Origin of the sequence: Bacillus sp. LM 4-2 (assembly GCF_000978495.1) — a bacterium.
In the GTDB taxonomy this organism is placed as follows: Bacteria; Bacillota; Bacilli; order Bacillales; family Bacillaceae; genus Bacillus; species Bacillus subtilis.
Map to the genome: position 1 here is coordinate 28108 of NZ_CP011101.1, position 19904 is coordinate 48011.

At 43.8% G+C, this 19904-nt stretch carries 20 protein-coding genes, 2 tRNA genes and 3 rRNA genes; 24 read left to right on the top strand and 1 reads right to left on the bottom strand.

Features of this window, described 5'->3' with window-relative positions:
- The first annotated feature begins 12 nt into the window (after window positions 1-12).
- The 22 genes from bslm_RS00130 (at window position 13) to rsmI (ending at window position 16207) form a co-directional block, all read left to right on the top strand.
- Entirely contained in the window at window positions 13-336 is a 324-nt protein-coding gene (locus bslm_RS00130; RefSeq protein ID WP_003225427.1) for a YbaB/EbfC family nucleoid-associated protein, read from the top strand.
- 14 nt (window positions 337-350) lie between these two features.
- A complete protein-coding gene (gene recR, locus bslm_RS00135; protein WP_003225425.1) occupies window positions 351-947 on the top strand; it encodes a recombination protein RecR in 597 nt (198 codons plus the stop codon).
- Between the two features lie 17 nt (window positions 948-964).
- Window positions 965-1189 carry a YaaL family protein gene (locus tag bslm_RS00140; RefSeq protein WP_003242387.1) on the top strand — a complete coding sequence of 75 codons (225 nt, stop codon included), beginning with the start codon at window positions 965-967 and terminating at the stop codon, window positions 1187-1189.
- 66 nt (window positions 1190-1255) lie between these two features.
- Window positions 1256-1519 (top strand): sigma-K factor-processing regulator BofA, encoded by a 264-nt coding sequence (gene bofA, locus bslm_RS00145; RefSeq protein ID WP_003225421.1) that lies wholly within the window; start codon window positions 1256-1258, stop codon window positions 1517-1519.
- 245 nt (window positions 1520-1764) lie between these two features.
- Window positions 1765-3314, top strand: a 16S ribosomal RNA gene (locus tag bslm_RS00150).
- A 102-nt stretch (window positions 3315-3416) separates the two neighbouring features.
- Window positions 3417-3493: transfer RNA gene (locus bslm_RS00155), tRNA-Ile, on the top strand.
- A gap of 11 nt (window positions 3494-3504) precedes the next feature.
- Window positions 3505-3580: transfer RNA gene (locus bslm_RS00160), tRNA-Ala, on the top strand.
- An 81-nt stretch (window positions 3581-3661) separates the two neighbouring features.
- Window positions 3662-6589, top strand: a 23S ribosomal RNA gene (locus bslm_RS00165).
- 55 nt (window positions 6590-6644) lie between these two features.
- A 5S ribosomal RNA gene (rrf, locus tag bslm_RS00170) occupies window positions 6645-6760 on the top strand.
- Together the 16S, 23S and 5S rRNA genes with 2 tRNA genes alongside form the textbook arrangement of a ribosomal RNA operon.
- A 178-nt stretch (window positions 6761-6938) precedes the next feature.
- Window positions 6939-7133 carry an anti-sigma-G factor gene (gene csfB / locus bslm_RS00175; RefSeq protein ID WP_046380711.1) on the top strand — a complete coding sequence of 65 codons (195 nt, stop codon included), beginning with the start codon at window positions 6939-6941 and terminating at the stop codon, window positions 7131-7133.
- Between the two features lie 119 nt (window positions 7134-7252).
- Window positions 7253-7867: a 5-bromo-4-chloroindolyl phosphate hydrolysis family protein gene (locus bslm_RS00180; RefSeq protein ID WP_046380712.1), complete on the top strand. Its 615-nt coding sequence runs from the start codon at window positions 7253-7255 to the stop codon at window positions 7865-7867.
- 18 nt (window positions 7868-7885) lie between these two features.
- A complete protein-coding gene (locus bslm_RS00185) occupies window positions 7886-9046 on the top strand; it encodes a toxic anion resistance protein (RefSeq protein ID WP_046380713.1) in 1161 nt (386 codons plus the stop codon).
- An 81-nt stretch (window positions 9047-9127) separates the two neighbouring features.
- A complete protein-coding gene (locus bslm_RS00190; protein WP_046380714.1) occupies window positions 9128-10570 on the top strand; it encodes an aminotransferase class I/II-fold pyridoxal phosphate-dependent enzyme in 1443 nt (480 codons plus the stop codon).
- Window positions 10567-11205, top strand: a complete 639-nt coding sequence (gene tmk / locus bslm_RS00195) for a dTMP kinase (protein ID WP_046380715.1) — start codon at window positions 10567-10569, stop codon at window positions 11203-11205. Before bslm_RS00190 ends, tmk begins: the two co-directional genes overlap by 4 nt.
- A gap of 73 nt (window positions 11206-11278) precedes the next feature.
- Window positions 11279-11608 (top strand): cyclic di-AMP receptor DarA, encoded by a 330-nt coding sequence (darA, locus tag bslm_RS00200; RefSeq protein WP_003242755.1) that lies wholly within the window; start codon window positions 11279-11281, stop codon window positions 11606-11608.
- A 12-nt stretch (window positions 11609-11620) separates the two neighbouring features.
- Complete coding sequence (locus bslm_RS00205; RefSeq protein ID WP_009966249.1) at window positions 11621-12061, top strand: YaaR family protein; 441 nt, start codon at window positions 11621-11623, stop codon at window positions 12059-12061.
- Between the two features lie 11 nt (window positions 12062-12072).
- Window positions 12073-13062, top strand: coding sequence for a DNA polymerase III subunit delta' (gene holB / locus bslm_RS00210; protein WP_003226770.1), 990 nt, complete (start codon window positions 12073-12075; stop codon window positions 13060-13062).
- Window positions 13063-13064: 2 nt separating this feature from the next.
- A complete protein-coding gene (gene ricT, locus bslm_RS00215) occupies window positions 13065-13892 on the top strand; it encodes a competence/sporulation regulator complex protein RicT (RefSeq protein WP_003226767.1) in 828 nt (275 codons plus the stop codon).
- A gap of 14 nt (window positions 13893-13906) precedes the next feature.
- Window positions 13907-14266 carry a replication initiation-control protein YabA gene (yabA, locus tag bslm_RS00220; RefSeq protein WP_003218308.1) on the top strand — a complete coding sequence of 120 codons (360 nt, stop codon included), beginning with the start codon at window positions 13907-13909 and terminating at the stop codon, window positions 14264-14266.
- Between the two features lie 58 nt (window positions 14267-14324).
- Window positions 14325-15068 carry a tRNA1(Val) (adenine(37)-N6)-methyltransferase gene (locus tag bslm_RS00225; protein WP_003244526.1) on the top strand — a complete coding sequence of 248 codons (744 nt, stop codon included), beginning with the start codon at window positions 14325-14327 and terminating at the stop codon, window positions 15066-15068.
- Window positions 15055-15354: a GIY-YIG nuclease family protein gene (locus bslm_RS00230; RefSeq protein WP_046380716.1), complete on the top strand. Its 300-nt coding sequence runs from the start codon at window positions 15055-15057 to the stop codon at window positions 15352-15354. Before bslm_RS00225 ends, bslm_RS00230 begins: the two co-directional genes overlap by 14 nt.
- A complete protein-coding gene (gene rsmI / locus bslm_RS00235; protein ID WP_046380717.1) occupies window positions 15329-16207 on the top strand; it encodes a 16S rRNA (cytidine(1402)-2'-O)-methyltransferase in 879 nt (292 codons plus the stop codon). The genes bslm_RS00230 and rsmI overlap by 26 nt, the downstream gene beginning before the upstream one ends.
- Window positions 16208-16255: 48 nt before the next feature.
- Here the strand turns inward: rsmI and abrB are convergent, their stop codons facing one another.
- Window positions 16256-16546 (bottom strand): transition state genes transcriptional regulator AbrB, encoded by a 291-nt coding sequence (abrB, locus tag bslm_RS00240; protein ID WP_003226760.1) that lies wholly within the window; start codon window positions 16544-16546, stop codon window positions 16256-16258.
- A 494-nt stretch (window positions 16547-17040) separates the two neighbouring features.
- On the opposite strand from abrB, the gene metG reads away from it, so the two are divergent.
- Entirely contained in the window at window positions 17041-19035 is a 1995-nt protein-coding gene (gene metG / locus bslm_RS00245) for a methionine--tRNA ligase (RefSeq protein WP_046380718.1), read from the top strand.
- Between the two features lie 79 nt (window positions 19036-19114).
- Window positions 19115-19882 carry a TatD family hydrolase gene (locus bslm_RS00250; RefSeq protein WP_014475570.1) on the top strand — a complete coding sequence of 256 codons (768 nt, stop codon included), beginning with the start codon at window positions 19115-19117 and terminating at the stop codon, window positions 19880-19882.
- The last annotated feature ends 22 nt before the right edge of the window (window positions 19883-19904 follow it).

The following is a 19904-nucleotide window of genomic DNA, read 5'->3' on the forward strand; positions in this document are numbered from 1 at the left end:
AGAGTGAATGCTATGCGTGGCGGAATGGGTAATATGCAAAAAATGATGAAACAAATGCAAAAAATGCAAAAGGACATGGCGAAGGCTCAAGAAGAGCTTGCAGAAAAGGTTGTTGAAGGAACTGCAGGCGGCGGTATGGTAACAGTAAAAGCAAACGGCCAAAAAGAAATCCTGGATGTTATCATCAAAGAAGAAGTCGTTGATCCTGAAGATATTGATATGCTTCAAGATTTAGTGCTTGCTGCAACGAATGAAGCTTTGAAAAAAGTTGACGAAATCACAAACGAAACAATGGGTCAATTTACAAAGGGAATGAACATGCCAGGTTTATTCTAGGGGGATAAAAGAACATGCAATATCCTGAACCAATATCAAAGCTGATTGACAGCTTTATGAAATTGCCAGGGATCGGACCGAAAACAGCGGTTCGTCTGGCTTTTTTTGTTCTAGGTATGAAAGAAGATGTAGTATTAGATTTTGCGAAAGCATTAGTAAATGCGAAACGCAACCTGACATATTGTTCAGTTTGCGGGCATATTACAGATCAGGACCCTTGCTATATATGTGAAGATACGCGCAGGGATAAGTCTGTTATCTGTGTTGTGCAAGACCCTAAGGATGTTATCGCTATGGAGAAAATGAAGGAATACAACGGACAGTATCACGTTCTTCACGGCGCTATTTCTCCAATGGACGGCATTGGACCGGAGGATATTAAAATACCAGAATTGTTAAAACGATTACAGGATGATCAAGTGACAGAAGTGATCCTCGCGACAAACCCTAATATAGAAGGGGAAGCAACGGCGATGTATATATCAAGGCTCCTCAAGCCGTCTGGTATTAAGCTCTCCCGTATTGCCCACGGACTGCCCGTCGGCGGTGACTTGGAATATGCTGACGAGGTCACTCTTTCTAAAGCACTTGAAGGAAGACGTGAATTGTAAGGAGGAAAAAGCGATCCATGGGTTTTCTTCGCAAGAAAACATTAAGAAGAGAGTTTGATGAAAAACTAACCGAGCAGCTTTTTAAGCAAAAGGAAGAGTGGAACAGGCAAAAAAAGCTGGTCGAAAAAAGCTTAGAACCGTCTGCTGAAGTGTTATACGAACTGAAAGTAGCTGAAGCGAAGTATTTTTTTTACTTAAGGGAAGCGAAGCAGCGAAATTTAAAAATCAGCCGGTGGAAGTAAGTGGTCTAAACTCCTGGATCTTCTCATAAGCTTGTACTAGAACAAGCGAAGGAGATGAGAAGATTCATGGAGCCTATTTTTATTATTGGGATTATTTTAGGACTGGTTATTCTTCTTTTTTTATCAGGTTCAGCTGCGAAGCCTTTAAAGTGGATTGGCATCACAGCTGTTAAATTTGTGGCAGGTGCTTTGCTGCTGGTTTGTGTAAATATGTTTGGCGGCAGTCTTGGCATTCATGTGCCGATTAATCTGGTTACAACAGCTATCAGCGGAATTTTAGGGATACCCGGAATAGCTGCGTTAGTCGTTATTAAGCAATTTATCATTTAATTGATATTATGTATTGACTTAGACAACCGAAGGTGTTATTCTAGTATACGTCGCTGATGACGAACAGCTTTTTTGAAAAGAAAATGTTAAAAAGTTGTTGACAGTAGCGACGGTAAATGTTATGATAATAAAGTCGCTTAAACGAGCGGTAAACAAAGTTCTTTGAAAACTAAACAAGACAAAACGTACCTGTTAATTCAGTTTTTAAAAATCGCACAGCGATGTGCGTAGTCAGTCAAACTACTTTATCGGAGAGTTTGATCCTGGCTCAGGACGAACGCTGGCGGCGTGCCTAATACATGCAAGTCGAGCGGACAGATGGGAGCTTGCTCCCTGATGTTAGCGGCGGACGGGTGAGTAACACGTGGGTAACCTGCCTGTAAGACTGGGATAACTCCGGGAAACCGGGGCTAATACCGGATGGTTGTTTGAACCGCATGGTTCAAACATAAAAGGTGGCTTCGGCTACCACTTACAGATGGACCCGCGGCGCATTAGCTAGTTGGTGAGGTAACGGCTCACCAAGGCAACGATGCGTAGCCGACCTGAGAGGGTGATCGGCCACACTGGGACTGAGACACGGCCCAGACTCCTACGGGAGGCAGCAGTAGGGAATCTTCCGCAATGGACGAAAGTCTGACGGAGCAACGCCGCGTGAGTGATGAAGGTTTTCGGATCGTAAAGCTCTGTTGTTAGGGAAGAACAAGTACCGTTCGAATAGGGCGGTACCTTGACGGTACCTAACCAGAAAGCCACGGCTAACTACGTGCCAGCAGCCGCGGTAATACGTAGGTGGCAAGCGTTGTCCGGAATTATTGGGCGTAAAGGGCTCGCAGGCGGTTTCTTAAGTCTGATGTGAAAGCCCCCGGCTCAACCGGGGAGGGTCATTGGAAACTGGGGAACTTGAGTGCAGAAGAGGAGAGTGGAATTCCACGTGTAGCGGTGAAATGCGTAGAGATGTGGAGGAACACCAGTGGCGAAGGCGACTCTCTGGTCTGTAACTGACGCTGAGGAGCGAAAGCGTGGGGAGCGAACAGGATTAGATACCCTGGTAGTCCACGCCGTAAACGATGAGTGCTAAGTGTTAGGGGGTTTCCGCCCCTTAGTGCTGCAGCTAACGCATTAAGCACTCCGCCTGGGGAGTACGGTCGCAAGACTGAAACTCAAAGGAATTGACGGGGGCCCGCACAAGCGGTGGAGCATGTGGTTTAATTCGAAGCAACGCGAAGAACCTTACCAGGTCTTGACATCCTCTGACAATCCTAGAGATAGGACGTCCCCTTCGGGGGCAGAGTGACAGGTGGTGCATGGTTGTCGTCAGCTCGTGTCGTGAGATGTTGGGTTAAGTCCCGCAACGAGCGCAACCCTTGATCTTAGTTGCCAGCATTCAGTTGGGCACTCTAAGGTGACTGCCGGTGACAAACCGGAGGAAGGTGGGGATGACGTCAAATCATCATGCCCCTTATGACCTGGGCTACACACGTGCTACAATGGACAGAACAAAGGGCAGCGAAACCGCGAGGTTAAGCCAATCCCACAAATCTGTTCTCAGTTCGGATCGCAGTCTGCAACTCGACTGCGTGAAGCTGGAATCGCTAGTAATCGCGGATCAGCATGCCGCGGTGAATACGTTCCCGGGCCTTGTACACACCGCCCGTCACACCACGAGAGTTTGTAACACCCGAAGTCGGTGAGGTAACCTTTTAGGAGCCAGCCGCCGAAGGTGGGACAGATGATTGGGGTGAAGTCGTAACAAGGTAGCCGTATCGGAAGGTGCGGCTGGATCACCTCCTTTCTAAGGATATTATACGGAATATAAGACCTTGGGTCTTATAAACAGAACGTTCCCTGTCTTGTTTAGTTTTGAAGGAACTTTGTTCCTTGAATAAGTTAAGATGGGCCTGTAGCTCAGCTGGTTAGAGCGCACGCCTGATAAGCGTGAGGTCGGTGGTTCGAGTCCACTCAGGCCCACCATCTTATATAACGGGGCCTTAGCTCAGCTGGGAGAGCGCCTGCTTTGCACGCAGGAGGTCAGCGGTTCGATCCCGCTAGGCTCCACCAACGTGTTCTTTGAAAACTAGATAACAGTAGACATCACATTCAATTAGTAATACAAGATATCACATAGTGATTCTTTTTAACGGTTAAGTTAGAAAGGGCGCACGGTGGATGCCTTGGCACTAGGAGCCGATGAAGGACGGGACGAACACCGATATGCTTCGGGGAGCTGTAAGCAAGCTTTGATCCGGAGATTTCCGAATGGGGAAACCCACCACTCGTAATGGAGTGGTATCCATATCTGAATTCATAGGATATGAGAAGGCAGACCCGGGGAACTGAAACATCTAAGTACCCGGAGGAAGAGAAAGCAAATGCGATTCCCTGAGTAGCGGCGAGCGAAACGGGATTAGCCCAAACCAAGAGGCTTGCCTCTTGGGGTTGTAGGACACTCTGTACGGAGTTACAAAGGAACGAGGTAGATGAAGAGGTCTGGAAAGGCCCGCCATAGGAGGTAACAGCCCTGTAGTCAAAACTTCGTTCTCTCCTGAGTGGATCCTGAGTACGGCGGAACACGTGAAATTCCGTCGGAATCCGGGAGGACCATCTCCCAAGGCTAAATACTCCCTAGTGACCGATAGTGAACCAGTACCGTGAGGGAAAGGTGAAAAGCACCCCGGAAGGGGAGTGAAAGAGATCCTGAAACCGTGTGCCTACAAGTAGTCAGAGCCCGTTAACGGGTGATGGCGTGCCTTTTGTAGAATGAACCGGCGAGTTACGATCCCGTGCAAGGTTAAGCAGAAGATGCGGAGCCGCAGCGAAAGCGAGTCTGAATAGGGCGCATGAGTACGTGGTCGTAGACCCGAAACCAGGTGATCTACCCATGTCCAGGGTGAAGTTCAGGTAACACTGAATGGAGGCCCGAACCCACGCACGTTGAAAAGTGCGGGGATGAGGTGTGGGTAGGGGTGAAATGCCAATCGAACCTGGAGATAGCTGGTTCTCTCCGAAATAGCTTTAGGGCTAGCCTCAAGGTAAGAGTCTTGGAGGTAGAGCACTGATTGGACTAGGGGCCCCTACCGGGTTACCGAATTCAGTCAAACTCCGAATGCCAATGACTTATCCTTGGGAGTCAGACTGCGAGTGATAAGATCCGTAGTCGAAAGGGAAACAGCCCAGACCGCCAGCTAAGGTCCCAAAGTATACGTTAAGTGGAAAAGGATGTGGAGTTGCTTAGACAACCAGGATGTTGGCTTAGAAGCAGCCATCATTTAAAGAGTGCGTAATAGCTCACTGGTCGAGTGACTCTGCGCCGAAAATGTACCGGGGCTAAACGTATCACCGAAGCTGCGGACTGTTCTTCGAACAGTGGTAGGAGAGCGTTCTAAGGGCTGTGAAGCCAGACCGGAAGGACTGGTGGAGCGCTTAGAAGTGAGAATGCCGGTATGAGTAGCGAAAGAGGGGTGAGAATCCCCTCCACCGAATGCCTAAGGTTTCCTGAGGAAGGCTCGTCCGCTCAGGGTTAGTCGGGACCTAAGCCGAGGCCGAAAGGCGTAGGCGATGGACAACAGGTTGATATTCCTGTACCACCTCCTCACCATTTGAGCAATGGGGGGACGCAGGAGGATAGGGTAAGCGCGGTATTGGATATCCGCGTCCAAGCAGTTAGGCTGGGAAATAGGCAAATCCGTTTCCCACAAGGCTGAGCTGTGATGGCGAGCGAAATATAGTAGCGAAGTTCCTGATTCCACACTGCCAAGAAAAGCCTCTAGCGAGGTGAGAGGTGCCCGTACCGCAAACCGACACAGGTAGGCGAGGAGAGAATCCTAAGGTGATCGAGAGAACTCTCGTTAAGGAACTCGGCAAAATGACCCCGTAACTTCGGGAGAAGGGGTGCTCTGTTAGGGTGCAAGCCCGAGAGAGCCGCAGTGAATAGGCCCAGGCGACTGTTTAGCAAAAACACAGGTCTCTGCGAAGCCGTAAGGCGAAGTATAGGGGCTGACGCCTGCCCGGTGCTGGAAGGTTAAGAGGAGCGCTTAGCGTAAGCGAAGGTGCGAATTGAAGCCCCAGTAAACGGCGGCCGTAACTATAACGGTCCTAAGGTAGCGAAATTCCTTGTCGGGTAAGTTCCGACCCGCACGAAAGGCGCAACGATCTGGGCACTGTCTCAACGAGAGACTCGGTGAAATTATAGTACCTGTGAAGATGCAGGTTACCCGCGACAGGACGGAAAGACCCCGTGGAGCTTTACTGCAGCCTGATATTGAATGTTGGTACAGCTTGTACAGGATAGGTAGGAGCCTTGGAAACCGGAGCGCCAGCTTCGGTGGAGGCATCGGTGGGATACTACCCTGGCTGTATTGACCTTCTAACCCGCCGCCCTTATCGGGCGGGGAGACAGTGTCAGGTGGGCAGTTTGACTGGGGCGGTCGCCTCCTAAAAGGTAACGGAGGCGCCCAAAGGTTCCCTCAGAATGGTTGGAAATCATTCGCAGAGTGTAAAGGCACAAGGGAGCTTGACTGCGAGACCTACAAGTCGAGCAGGGACGAAAGTCGGGCTTAGTGATCCGGTGGTTCCGCATGGAAGGGCCATCGCTCAACGGATAAAAGCTACCCCGGGGATAACAGGCTTATCTCCCCCAAGAGTCCACATCGACGGGGAGGTTTGGCACCTCGATGTCGGCTCATCGCATCCTGGGGCTGTAGTCGGTCCCAAGGGTTGGGCTGTTCGCCCATTAAAGCGGTACGCGAGCTGGGTTCAGAACGTCGTGAGACAGTTCGGTCCCTATCCGTCGCGGGCGCAGGAAATTTGAGAGGAGCTGTCCTTAGTACGAGAGGACCGGGATGGACGCACCGCTGGTGTACCAGTTGTTCTGCCAAGGGCATCGCTGGGTAGCTATGTGCGGACGGGATAAGTGCTGAAAGCATCTAAGCATGAAGCCCCCCTCAAGATGAGATTTCCCATTCCGCAAGGAAGTAAGATCCCTGAAAGATGATCAGGTTGATAGGTCTGAGGTGGAAGTGTGGCGACACATGGAGCTGACAGATACTAATCGATCGAGGACTTAACCATATTTTTGAATGATGTTACATCTGTTATCTAGTTTTGAGAGAACACTCTCAATTTGTTTGGTGGCGATAGCGAAGAGGTCACACCCGTTCCCATACCGAACACGGAAGTTAAGCTCTTCAGCGCCGATGGTAGTCGGGGGTTTCCCCCTGTGAGAGTAGGACGCCGCCAAGCAAGCTTAAACCCAGCTCATTGAGCTGGGTTTTTTGTTTACTCAAGATCGAGAAAATCAAACAAATACAAACACCGAGGGCTTATATAGCCCATATACTGATTTAAAGTTTCAAAAAGGTCTAAATAGTGTATACAATATCCGTTTTAAGGGGAGGCTAACTGTACGGAGGTGGAGAAGATGGACGAAACAGTTAAACTTAATCATACATGTGTGATTTGTGATCAAGAGAAGAATAGAGGCATTTATCTTTATACGAAATTCATATGCTTAGATTGTGAGAGAAAAGTAATTTCTACATCAACTTCTGATCCTGACTATGCGTTTTACGTAAAAAAACTAAAGAGCATTCATACACCGCCATTATATTCATAGACCTGAAAAGGTCTTTTTTTGTACCCTTAATAATAAAAAGAAGATGAAACTTGTTTAAGGATTGAACGTAGTAGATAATAATATTAAAACTGAGTATAGACACAGGAGTCGATTATCTCATGCAGAGATTTTTTCACTTTTTGATGTGGAGTTTAACTAGCAGTGCGACTTTTGTTTTCATTGGAATATTGAGCTTTTTCGGTTTAAACCAGTCGCTTTTTTTATCTATTGTTTATGGGCTTGCTTCTGGAGCAGCCGTATATATAGCTGGCATCTGGAATGCAAGACGGTTATTTCTTAAAAAGCATGAATTGACAGGAAGAGAGTATGCTTACATTAAGAAAAACTTAGAGGAAGCAAGGCAGAAAATGATCCGTCTTAGGAAAGCCTTGTTTCAGGCTAAAAGCATTCAAATGTTTAAGCAAAATGCAGAAATGCTAAGGATTGTGAGAAGGATTTATCTCCTCACCAAAAAAGAGCCAAAGCGGTTTTATCAGGCAGAACGATTTTTTTATCAAACTCTCGATTCGGTTGTTGAATTGACAGAGAAGTATGCTTTTCTATCATCTCACCCAAAAAAAAGCAAAGAACTGTCGATGTCGTTAAGTGAGACACGCATCACTCTTACTGAATTGACCAAGCGTTTAGAGGAAGATTTAACTCAAGTAATGGGTGATGACATTGACGAGTTGCACTTTGAATTAGACGCAGCAAAACATTCATTAAAGAAATAAGGGAAGAGGGTAAGAGCGATGAACCGAGACCAAAGCGACCTTCATATAGATGAATTATTGGCAGATCCTTTTGGTGGTAACATAGAGATACCAGGTTCGGAGGCTGTAAAAGCAGAGAAAGAGCAAGTACGGCTTGTTGATGTTCTTCCTGAGGAAAACAAGGAAAAAGCAATTCAGCTTGCTGGACAGATTGATCATAAAAATATGCAAAGTATTGTCTTATACGGTTCACAAGCTCAATCTAAACTGCTGAACTTTTCTCATGATATGATTAATCATGTTCAAAAGAAGGATGTCGGGGAGATTGGCGAAATACTTGGAGAGCTGATGAAAAAGCTGGAGCAAGTAAATCCTGATGATCTCCAATCTAAGAAAAAGGGTTTTTTGGCACGCATGTTTGGAAGAGTATCAAGTTCTCTTCAAGAGGTGCTGTCTAAATACCAAAAGACCAGTGTGCAGATAGACAGAATCAGCTTGAAGCTGGAGCACTCTAAAAATGCTTTAATCAGTGACAACAAGCTGTTAGAGCAGTTATATGAAAAAAATAAAGAATATTTTGCCGCGCTGAATGTTTATATTGCTGCAGGAGAACTGAAGCTGGAGGAATTAAAAACAAAAACGATTCTTGAACTGAAGCAACAGGCTGAATCGAGTGATCATAACCAAATGGCCGTTCAAGAGGTGAATGATTTAATTCAATTTGCTGACCGGTTAGATAAAAGGGTGCATGATTTGCTGCTGAGCAGGCAAATTACAATCCAAAGTGCACCGCAAATCAGGCTGATTCAAAACACAAACCAAGCGTTAGCAGAAAAGATCCAGTCATCCATTGTGACAGCGATTCCGTTATGGAAAAATCAAGTTGCCATTGCGCTGACGCTTTTAAGGCAGCGCAATGCAGCGGATGCACAACAGAAAGTATCTGATACAACCAATGAGCTTTTGCTGAAAAATGCGGAGCTTTTAAAAACCAATACAATTGAAACTGCACGGGCAAATGAAAGAGGCCTTGTTGATATAGATACCTTGAAGAAGGTGCAGGAAAGCTTAATAAACACGCTTGAAGAAACACTGACTATACAAGAAGAAGGACGAATCAAACGCCGTCAGGCAGAAGAAGAGCTCATGATGATGGAAGGCGACCTGAAGCAAAAGCTGCTTACAATAAAGGAAAGATAGTTACCAGTAAGTCTGGCTTTAAGTTCTCTCAGAGGCACGATATAATAAGGTGTAAGAAGACACATTCAAAGGATTGTTTTCATGAACACACCTTTATATAAAGCATTAATTCAACATGCGAGAAGAAATCCTCATTCATTTCATGTTCCGGGACATCACAATGGAGATGTCTTTTTTGATGACGCTAAGTCAATATTCGATCCGCTTCTCACCATTGATGTAACTGAACTGGCAGGACTGGATGATCTCCATCATCCTTCTGGGGTGATTAAGGAAGCTCAGGAGCTTGCCAGTCAATTATATGGATCGGCGGAAAGTTTTTTTCTGGTAAATGGTACGACTGTCGGAAACTTAGCGATGATTTTATCTGTTTGTGAACCTGGTGATACAATTCTGGTTCAAAGAAACTGTCATAAATCTGTATTTCATGCTGTTGATTTGGCCGGTGCTGAGCCGGTTTATCTTGCACCTGACGTTGATTCAGCGATGCATGTGCCTACGCATGTCCCGCTTGGAACAATTAAAGAGGCCCTGGCAGCATATCCAGATGCGAAAGGCTTGGTACTGACCAATCCGACATATTACGGACATAGTGCTGATTTGACTGAGATCATTACTGAAGCCCATCATTACGGGATTCCTGTTTTGGTCGATGAAGCGCATGGCGCACATTTTATTTTAGGTGAGCCTTTTCCGGTCTCAGCTTTAAAAATGGGGGCAGATATTGTTGTTCAGTCGGCCCACAAAACGTTGCCTGCCATGACGATGGGTTCTTATTTGCATCTCAACAGCAGCTGCAGGATTAACAGGGATCGGGTGGCAGAGTATTTAAACCGATTACAAAGCAGCAGCCCGTCTTATCCGATTATGGCTTCGTTAGATATTGCCCGCGCTTATGTACAGCATATTATAGAAGAACAAAAGCTTTCTGACATTCTGCAGCGGATAGAAACACTTAAACAAACGTTTGATTCACTTACAAATGCAGAAGCTGTTAACCCTGCTAATCCACTGATCATCACGGATCCGCTAAAGCTCACAATTCGTTCAAAACGCGGGCATTCTGGCTATACGCTGCAAAGCATATTAGAGCGTGCCAACATATTCACTGAGCTTGCTGATGAAAATCAAGTTCTGCTCGTTCTCCCATTGGGAGGAAAACGGAGAATAAATGCTGAAACCATTAGAAGCATTGATGAAGAGATTGAGAAAACGCCTCCGGATCAGGCGTTTGTTTCTGCAGAATGGGGTGTGCAGCCTGTTACTGTCTTGCCTTATCCAAAAAAGGTCTTACATTCGTTTAAGAAAGAATATGTGAGCTTTGAGGAAGCAGCTGGCCGGCTGAATGCAGAAGATATCATCCCTTATCCTCCGGGTATCCCGATGATTATGGCGGGAGAAAGAATAACAAAAGAAAGTGTGCAAAAGCTCAGCCGCTTGATCAGCATGAAAACGCATGTTCAAGGGAATATGAAAATCAAAGAGAAACAACTACTTGTTTATATAGAAGAGGAGAAATCATGAGCGGTTTATTTATTACATTCGAAGGTCCTGAAGGTGCAGGGAAAACGACTGTTCTGCAGGAGATCAAAAACATACTGACAGCAGAAGGCCTTCAGGTTATGGCAACTCGAGAGCCAGGCGGAATAGATATTGCAGAACAAATTCGAGAGGTTATTCTGAATGAGAACAATACATTAATGGACCCAAAAACAGAAGCTCTCTTATATGCGGCTGCAAGACGCCAGCATTTAGTTGAAAAAGTAAAACCTGCTTTAGAACAGGGGCTTATCGTTCTTTGCGACAGATTCATAGACAGTTCTCTTGCCTATCAAGGATATGCAAGAGGGCTTGGAATTGATGAGGTTCTGTCGATTAATGAATTTGCCATTGGAGATATGATGCCCCATGTAACGGTTTATTTTTCAATTGATCCGGAAGAAGGACTGAAGCGTATTTACGCAAACGGCTCACGGGAGAAAAACAGGCTCGATTTAGAAAAACTGGACTTTCATACAAAAGTACAAGAAGGTTATCAAGAGCTGATGAAGCGATTTCCGGAAAGATATCATTCAGTTGATGCCGGGCAATCCAAAGACCTCGTCGTTCAGGATGTTCTAAAGGTGATCGATGAAGCGTTGAAAAAAATTCAATTGTGACCTGTTTCCCAATAGTTGATATAATAATGTAAACGAGATCACGTTGTTTCCAATCTAAAGGAGGCCTTCACAGATGAAATTGATAGTGGCAGTTGTACAAGATCAGGACAGCAACAGACTTTTGAAAACCTTAACGGATCACAACTTCAGAGTCACAAAGCTTGCGACGACAGGAGGATTTCTTAAATCAGGCAATACAACGTTTATGATCGGTGTCGAGGATATACGCGTCAATAAAGCGTTGAGTCTCATTAAAGAAAACGGGCAGAAACGTGATCAGATGATTGCCCCTGTATCTCCAATGGGCGGAAATGCTGATTCCTATGTCCCTTATCCAGTCGAAGTTGAAGTTGGCGGAGCGACAGTATTTGTCCTTCCAGTCGATGAATTTCATCAATTTTAAGGATCTGAAACTGTGAAAATTAATAAAGATATACGTACATTTATAGATAATAAGCAGATTCCCTCTGTGAAAACATCTGAGATCACGGCATCGTTTAAAACATCAATGGAAAACCAAAGCAGCAAAATGAAGCTTGATCAGCTTACCAGGCTGTTATCTGATATAGAAGCATTCGGAAAAAGGCTAACGAAATCTCGGAATTTTAAAGACTTAGCGAGATTTAAAGGACTTGTGAAACGTTTTGTCAAAGAAGCTGTGGACAGCGGCCTTTCACATGAAACATCGAAAAGCTTTGACCTTTATGGGAACAGCAGAACGCTGGGACTTGTGAAAGAAATAGATGACAAATTGATACAGCTTACGGAAGAGATGATGGATCAGGAAAAACCGGCAATTGATTTGCTGGAGCGTATTGGCGAAATAAAAGGTTTATTAATTAACCTTTACACATAGAGAGTGATACAATGGCAATATCCTGGAAGGAAATGAACGAGCTTCAGCCCAGAGTGATGAAGCTTTTATATAATAGTATTGAGAAGGACAGACTATCACACGCTTATTTGTTTGAGGGGAAAAAAGGAACAGGCAAGCTTGATGCCGCGCTGCTTCTTGCAAAAAGCTTCTTTTGTCTGGAGGATGGCGCGGAGCCTTGCGAGAGCTGCCGAAACTGTAAACGGATAGAGTCAGGGAACCATCCTGATCTCCATCTTGTTCAGCCTGATGGCTTATCAATCAAAAAGGCGCAAATTCAAGCGCTCCAAGAAGAGTTTTCTAAGACAGGACTTGAATCGCATAAAAAGCTGTATATTATTTCGCACGCAGATCAAATGACAGCAAATGCGGCGAACAGCCTGCTGAAATTTTTAGAAGAACCGAACAAAGACACAATGGCCGTCCTCATCACTGAGCAGCCCCAAAGGTTATTGGATACCATCATTTCAAGATGCCAAACCCTTCCTTTTCAGCCTTTGCAGCCGAAAGCAATTGAAGACAGACTGATCGAACAGGACGTCTCGCCTCATATGGCAAGGCTTCTGGCCAACATGACTAATAATGTAGCAGAAGCAGTCGAATTAAGTCGAAATGATGAGTTTGCAGAGTCTAGAGCGAAAGTGATAAAATTGTATGAAGTCCTACACCAGCGGAAAGGACATGCTTTTTTCTTTATTCAAGATCAATGGATGCCCTTTTTCAAAGAAAAAACCCATCAAGAAATGGGTCTTGATATGCTCTTATTGATATATCGTGATGTGTTGTCCATCCAAATAGGAAATGAAGATAAATTGATTTATCAAGACTTATTCCAATCAATAAAACAGCATGCGCTACAATCAACACAACAAAGCGTTACGAATCAGATACTTGCTGTTTTAGAAGCAAAGAAACGGCTTCATTCCAATGTGAATGTACAAGGATTAATGGAGCACTTGGTGTTAATGTTGCAGGAGGGATAAGCTTGTACAATGTAATTGGTGTCCGCTTTAAGAAAGCGGGTAAAATATATTATTTTGATCCGAATGGATTTCATATAGAACATGACAGCTGCGTAATTGTAGAAACTGTCAGAGGCGTTGAGTACGGCCAGGTCGTAATTGCAAATAAACAGGTGGATGAGCATGATGTGGTGCTTCCCCTTCGAAAAGTGATACGTGTAGCTGACGAGCGCGATCTTCTCATTGTAGAAGAAAATAAACAGGAAGCACTATCAGCATTTGATATCTGCCAAAAGAAAGTGATTGAGCATGGCTTGGATATGAAGCTGGTCGATGTTGAATTCACGTTTGATCGCAATAAAGTCATTTTTTACTTCACTGCTGACGGCCGAGTCGACTTTAGAGAGCTTGTAAAGGATTTGGCTTCTATCTTTAAGACAAGAATTGAGCTGCGCCAAATCGGAGTGAGGGATGAGGCAAAAATGCTCGGAGGAATCGGTCCTTGCGGAAGAATGCTTTGCTGTTCAACGTTTCTTGGAGATTTTGAACCCGTTTCCATTAAAATGGCCAAGGATCAGAACTTGTCTTTAAATCCTACGAAGATTTCGGGCCTTTGCGGACGATTGATGTGCTGTCTAAAATATGAGAACGATGAGTATGAGACGGCAAAAGAACAGCTTCCGGATATAGGAGAAATGATTACGACAGCAAACGGTCCCGCGAAGGTCGTCGGACTAAATATTCTGGAACGGGTGCTTCAGGTGGAACTGATAAACCGTGAAAAAGTGATAGAATATACTTGGGAAGAGCTCTTGGAAGAGGGCGTCGTATCCGCACAAACCACAGATTAACGAGGTGTGGAACCTTGGATAAAAAAGAGTTATTTGATACAGTCATTAACTTAGAAGAACAAATTGGTTCACTGTACCGGCAGCTGGGGGATTTGAAGCAGCATATCGGTGAGATGATTGAGGAAAATCATCATTTACAGCTTGAAAACAAGCATTTGCGCAAACGGCTGGACGATACGACGCAGCAGATTGAAAAGTTCAAAGCTGATAAAAAAGAATCAAAAACACAGAAGACAGAGCAAACTGATATAGGGGAAGGATATGATAATCTGGCACGTCTGTATCAAGAAGGATTTCATATCTGCAATGTCCACTATGGAAGTGTTCGAAAAGAGGATTGTCTTTTCTGTCTGTCATTCTTAAATAAAAAATAGGGAAAAGGCTTCCGCATAAGACGGGAGCCTTTTTCAAAGGTACTGAAAGGATAAGAAGATGGTTTCATTACATGATGATGAAAGATTAGATTATTTGCTGGCAGAGGACATGAAAATCATACAAAGCCCAACAGTGTTTGCTTTTTCGTTGGACGCTGTGCTTCTGTCCAAATTTGCATACGTTCCGATTCAAAAAGGGAAAATCGTTGATTTATGCACCGGCAATGGTATTGTGCCGCTGCTGCTCAGTACAAGATCAAAAGCAGACATTCTGGGAGTCGAAATACAAGAAAGGCTGCATGATATGGCTGTTCGCAGCGTGGAGTATAATAAGCTGGATGATCAGATCCAGATCATACATGATGACCTGAAAAACATGCCGGAGAAACTTGGACATAATCGATATGATGTTGTCACCTGCAATCCGCCGTATTTTAAAACGCCGAAACAAACTGAACAAAACATGAACGAGCATCTCCGAATCGCAAGACATGAAATCCACTGCACATTGGAGGATGTCATTTCAGTCAGCAGCAAGCTGCTCAAGCAAGGGGGAAAAGCAGCTCTTGTTCACCGGCCGGGAAGGCTTCTGGAGATTTTTGAACTGATGAAGGCTTATCAAATCGAGCCAAAACGTGTACAATTTGTCTATCCGAAGCAAGGGAAAGAAGCCAATACCATTTTGGTTGAAGGTATTAAAGGCGGGCGTCCGGATTTGAAAATTCTTCCTCCCTTATTCGTTTATGATGAACAAAATGAATATACAAAAGAAATCAGGACCATTTTATATGGAGACAAATAACCATTTCTTCTACGTCGTGAAATGTAAGGACAATAGCTGGTATGCCGGATATACCAACGATCTGCATAAACGAGTGAAAACGCACAATGATGGAAAGGGCGCAAAGTACACAAAAGTAAGACGTCCGGTTGAATTAATTTTTGCCGAGAGCTTTTCAACAAAGCGGGAAGCTATGCAGGCGGAATATTATTTCAAAAAACTAACTCGGAAGAAAAAAGAGCTTTATATAGAAGAAAAGCGGAAAGGCAAGGAGGCTGTATATGTTAAGGCGCCAAATGAGCTTTAATGGAAAGTCGGACATGGGGATTCTTTACTTGGTCCCAACCCCAATCGGAAATCTAGAGGATATGACATTCCGGGCGATCGACACGCTGAAATCGGTGGATGCGATTGCTGCGGAAGATACGAGGCAAACGAAAAAGCTTTGTCATGTATATGAAATTGAAACACCGCTCGTCAGCTATCACGAACACAATAAAGAAAGCAGTGGGCACAAAATTATTGAATGGCTGAAGTCGGGAAAAAACATTGCTCTTGTCAGTGATGCCGGTCTGCCGACGATTTCTGATCCCGGAGCGGAAATTGTAAAGGATTTTACGGATATAGGCGGTTATGTTGTTCCGTTGCCGGGAGCAAATGCCGCATTAACAGCTCTTATTGCTTCAGGTATTGTACCGCAGCCTTTTTTCTTTTACGGTTTTCTCAACAGACAGAAAAAAGAAAAGAAGAAGGAGCTTGAAGCCCTTAAAAAACGGCGGGAAACGATCATTTTTTATGAAGCGCCTCACAGATTGAAGGAAACCTTGTCAGCGATGGCAGAGATATTAGGAGATCGGGAAATTGCTGTAACGCGTGAACTCACTAAGAAATATGAAGAGTTTATCCGAGGAACGATATCCGAGGTCATTGGATGGGCAAACGAGGATCAGATACGCGGCGAGTTTTGTCTTGTTGTAGAAGGAAGTAATAATGAAGAGATAGATGAGGAAGAACAATGGTGGGAAACCCTCACTGCGAAAGAACATGTCGAGCATTACATCTCGAAAGGCGCTACTTCTAAAGAAGCCATTAAAAAAGCAGCAGTCGATCGCAATGTACCAAAGCGTGAAGTGTACGATGCTTACCATATTAAGCAATAAAAAAACGTTCTTGTGTCATAACAAGAACGTTTTTTGTACAAGAAATGATTATTTAAGGTTTTGAAGCTGGTTTTGGATTTCGCTGATGATTTGCTCAGCGCCTTCTTTACTAAGAACCAATTTACCGCCTGCAAGTTTAAGGTTATCATCAGAAACTTCACCAGTTACTTGGCAAGTCATGTTTGGTTTATATTTTTTAAGGATGATTTTTTCATCATCAACATAGATTTCAAGAGCATCTTTTTCTGCGATTCCAAGAGTACGACGCAGTTCGATAGGAATAACTACACGTCCTAATTCATCAACTTTACGTACAATACCAGTAGATTTCATAAACATTCTCCTCCCAAGAGATACTTATTTGTTTAAATTATATTTTTCTTCGTCATTATTCGACAAAATCCTTACCTTCATAGCATAACAAGGTTTCCAATAATCGTCAATCATTTTGTTTACTATTGATTGTAAGAATTAGTTCTTATAGTCAGTAATGTCTTAGAAACTACCGAAATAACAGCATTTTATAAATATTTAATAAAGCTATTATCCTACTAAAAATCCTTTTAAATCAAGACTTTCGAACCAAAGTTTTTTATTTCATTTGATTATATACGACAAAATTCGACACGAACAGACTTTTTTTATTTTCATTAAAGATTTTTAATTTTAATTATTCTTTTTCAGGGCGTATGTATATATTCTTGATCTTAAAGGCTAAGATGGTATCATAGATAAAGGATAAATATAAATAATATTCATATATGATTTGCACTTATCGCCGCTCTCGTCCTTTGGGCGGGAGCTTTTTGACATTCTGATTAGGAGGTTTCAAGATGCCGCAAGAAAACAATACATTTTACATTACAACACCGATTTATTATCCGAGCGGAAAATTACATATCGGCCATGCATATACGACAGTCGCGGGAGATGCAATGGCACGTTACAAAAGATTAAAAGGGTTCGATGTTCGCTATTTAACGGGAACGGACGAGCATGGACAAAAGATCCAGCAAAAAGCTGAACAGGAAAACATTACACCTCAGGAGTATGTGGATCGTGCAGCGGCAGATATTCAAAAACTGTGGAAGCAGCTTGAAATCTCAAACGACGACTTTATCCGCACAACAGAAAAACGGCATAAAGTTGTCATTGAAAAAGTGTTTCAAAAGCTTCTTGATAACGGGGACATCTATCTTGATGAGTATGAAGGCTGGTACAGCATCCCTGATGAAACGTTCTACACGGAAACTCAGCTCGTTGATATTGAGCGGAATGAAAAGGGAGAGGTCATCGGCGGAAAAAGCCCTGACAGCGGTCACCCAGTTGAATTGATCAAAGAGGAATCTTATTTCTTCCGCATGGGGAAATACGCGGATCGACTTCTGAAATACTATGAAGAAAACCCGACATTCATTCAGCCAGAATCACGCAAAAACGAAATGATTAATAACTTTATCAAACCTGGACTTGAGGATTTGGCAGTATCACGTACCACTTTTGATTGGGGCGTGAAGGTGCCGGAAAATCCAAAGCATGTTGTATATGTTTGGATTGACGCACTATTTAACTATTTAACGGCACTCGGTTATGATACAGAAAATGATGAGCTTTATCAAAAATATTGGCCTGCCGATGTTCATTTAGTCGGTAAGGAGATTGTACGATTCCATACTATTTACTGGCCAATTATGCTGATGGCGCTGGATCTTCCGCTGCCAAAGCAAGTATTCGCGCATGGATGGTTTTTGATGAAAGACGGAAAAATGTCGAAATCAAAAGGAAACGTTGTAGATCCGGTTACATTAATTGAACGCTATGGTTTAGACGAACTTCGCTATTACTTGCTTCGCGAAGTGCCGTTCGGATCAGACGGTGTTTTCACGCCGGAAGGATTTGTTGAGCGAATCAACTATGATTTAGCGAATGATTTAGGAAATCTATTGAATCGTACTGTTGCGATGATCAATAAGTATTTTGACGGACAAATTGGTTCTTACAAAGGTGCTGTTACGGAATTTGACCAAACGCTCACTTCTGTTGCTGAAGAAACAGTGAAAGCTTATGAGAAAGCAATGGAAAATATGGAGTTCTCGGTAGCACTTTCGACTTTATGGCAGCTCATCAGCCGCACAAACAAATACATTGACGAGACAGCTCCATGGGTGCTTGCGAAAGATCCGGCAAAAGAAGAAGAATTGCGATCAGTTATGTATCATCTCGCTGAATCATTGCGTATTTCAGCGGTACTGCTTCAGCCATTCTTAACAAAAACACCTGAAAAAATGTTCGAGCAGCTGGGCATTACTGATGAATCTTTAAAAGCTTGGGACAGCATTACAACTTTCGGCCAGCTGAAAGATACAAAAGTACAAAAAGGCGAGCCATTGTTCCCTCGTTTAGAGGCAGAAGAAGAAATTGCTTACATCAAAGGGAAAATGCAAGGTTCAGCACCAGCGAAAGAAGAAACAAAAGAAGAAGAGCCTCAAGAGGTCGATCGTTTACCTGAAATTACGATTGATCAATTTATGGATGTAGAGCTTCGCGTAGCTGAGGTCATTGAGGCAGAGCCAGTGAAAAAAGCAGACCGTTTATTGAAGCTGCAGCTTGATCTTGGTTTTGAAAAGCGCCAAGTGGTATCCGGCATTGCGAAGCATTATACGCCTGAAGAGCTTGTTGGAAAAAAACTCGTTTGTGTAACAAATCTAAAACCGGTTAAACTCAGAGGAGAGCTTTCTCAAGGTATGATCCTTGCAGGAGAAGCAGACGGCGTTTTAAAGGTCGTGTCTATCGATCAGTCGTTACCAAAAGGCACAAGAATTAAATAATGATAAAACAAAAGGTGTTTCACGTGTAACAATTCGTCGAACACCTTTTGTGTTTCGACAAGAAAGGAGTTTTTCACTTATGTTGTTTGACACACACGCGCATTTAAATGCAGAACAATATGATACTGATCTTGAAGAGGTTATTGAACGGGCAAAAGCTGAAAAAGTTGAACGAATTGTCGTAGTTGGTTTTGACCGTCCGACGATTACCCGTGCGATGGAAATGATTGAGGAATATGATTTTATTTATGCAGCCATTGGCTGGCACCCTGTTGACGCTATTGACATGACAGAGGAAGACTTAGCGTGGATTAAAGAGCTTTCTGCTCATGAGAAAGTGGTAGCGATAGGGGAAATGGGACTGGATTATCATTGGGATAAATCACCTAAAGATATTCAAAAAGAGGTGTTTAGAAAACAAATCGCCTTAGCGAAAGAGGTCAATTTGCCTATTATCATTCATAACCGTGATGCAACGGAGGATGTCGTGACCATTTTAAAAGAGGAAGGCGCAGAAGCTGTGGGCGGAATCATGCACTGCTTTACAGGAAGTGCGGAAGTGGCAAGAGAATGCATGAAAATGAATTTTTATTTATCATTTGGGGGACCGGTGACATTTAAAAATGCGAAGAAACCGAAGGAAGTAGTGAAGGAAATTCCCAATGACCGGCTGCTGATTGAAACGGACTGCCCGTTTCTCACACCGCACCCTTTCCGCGGGAAAAGAAATGAGCCAAGCTATGTGAAATATGTGGCAGAACAAATCGCCGAATTAAAAGAAATGACCTTTGAAGAGATTGCTTCCATCACGACTGAAAATGCGAAAAGACTTTTCCGTATAAACTGACAAAAAACGCTAGCGGGTTTTG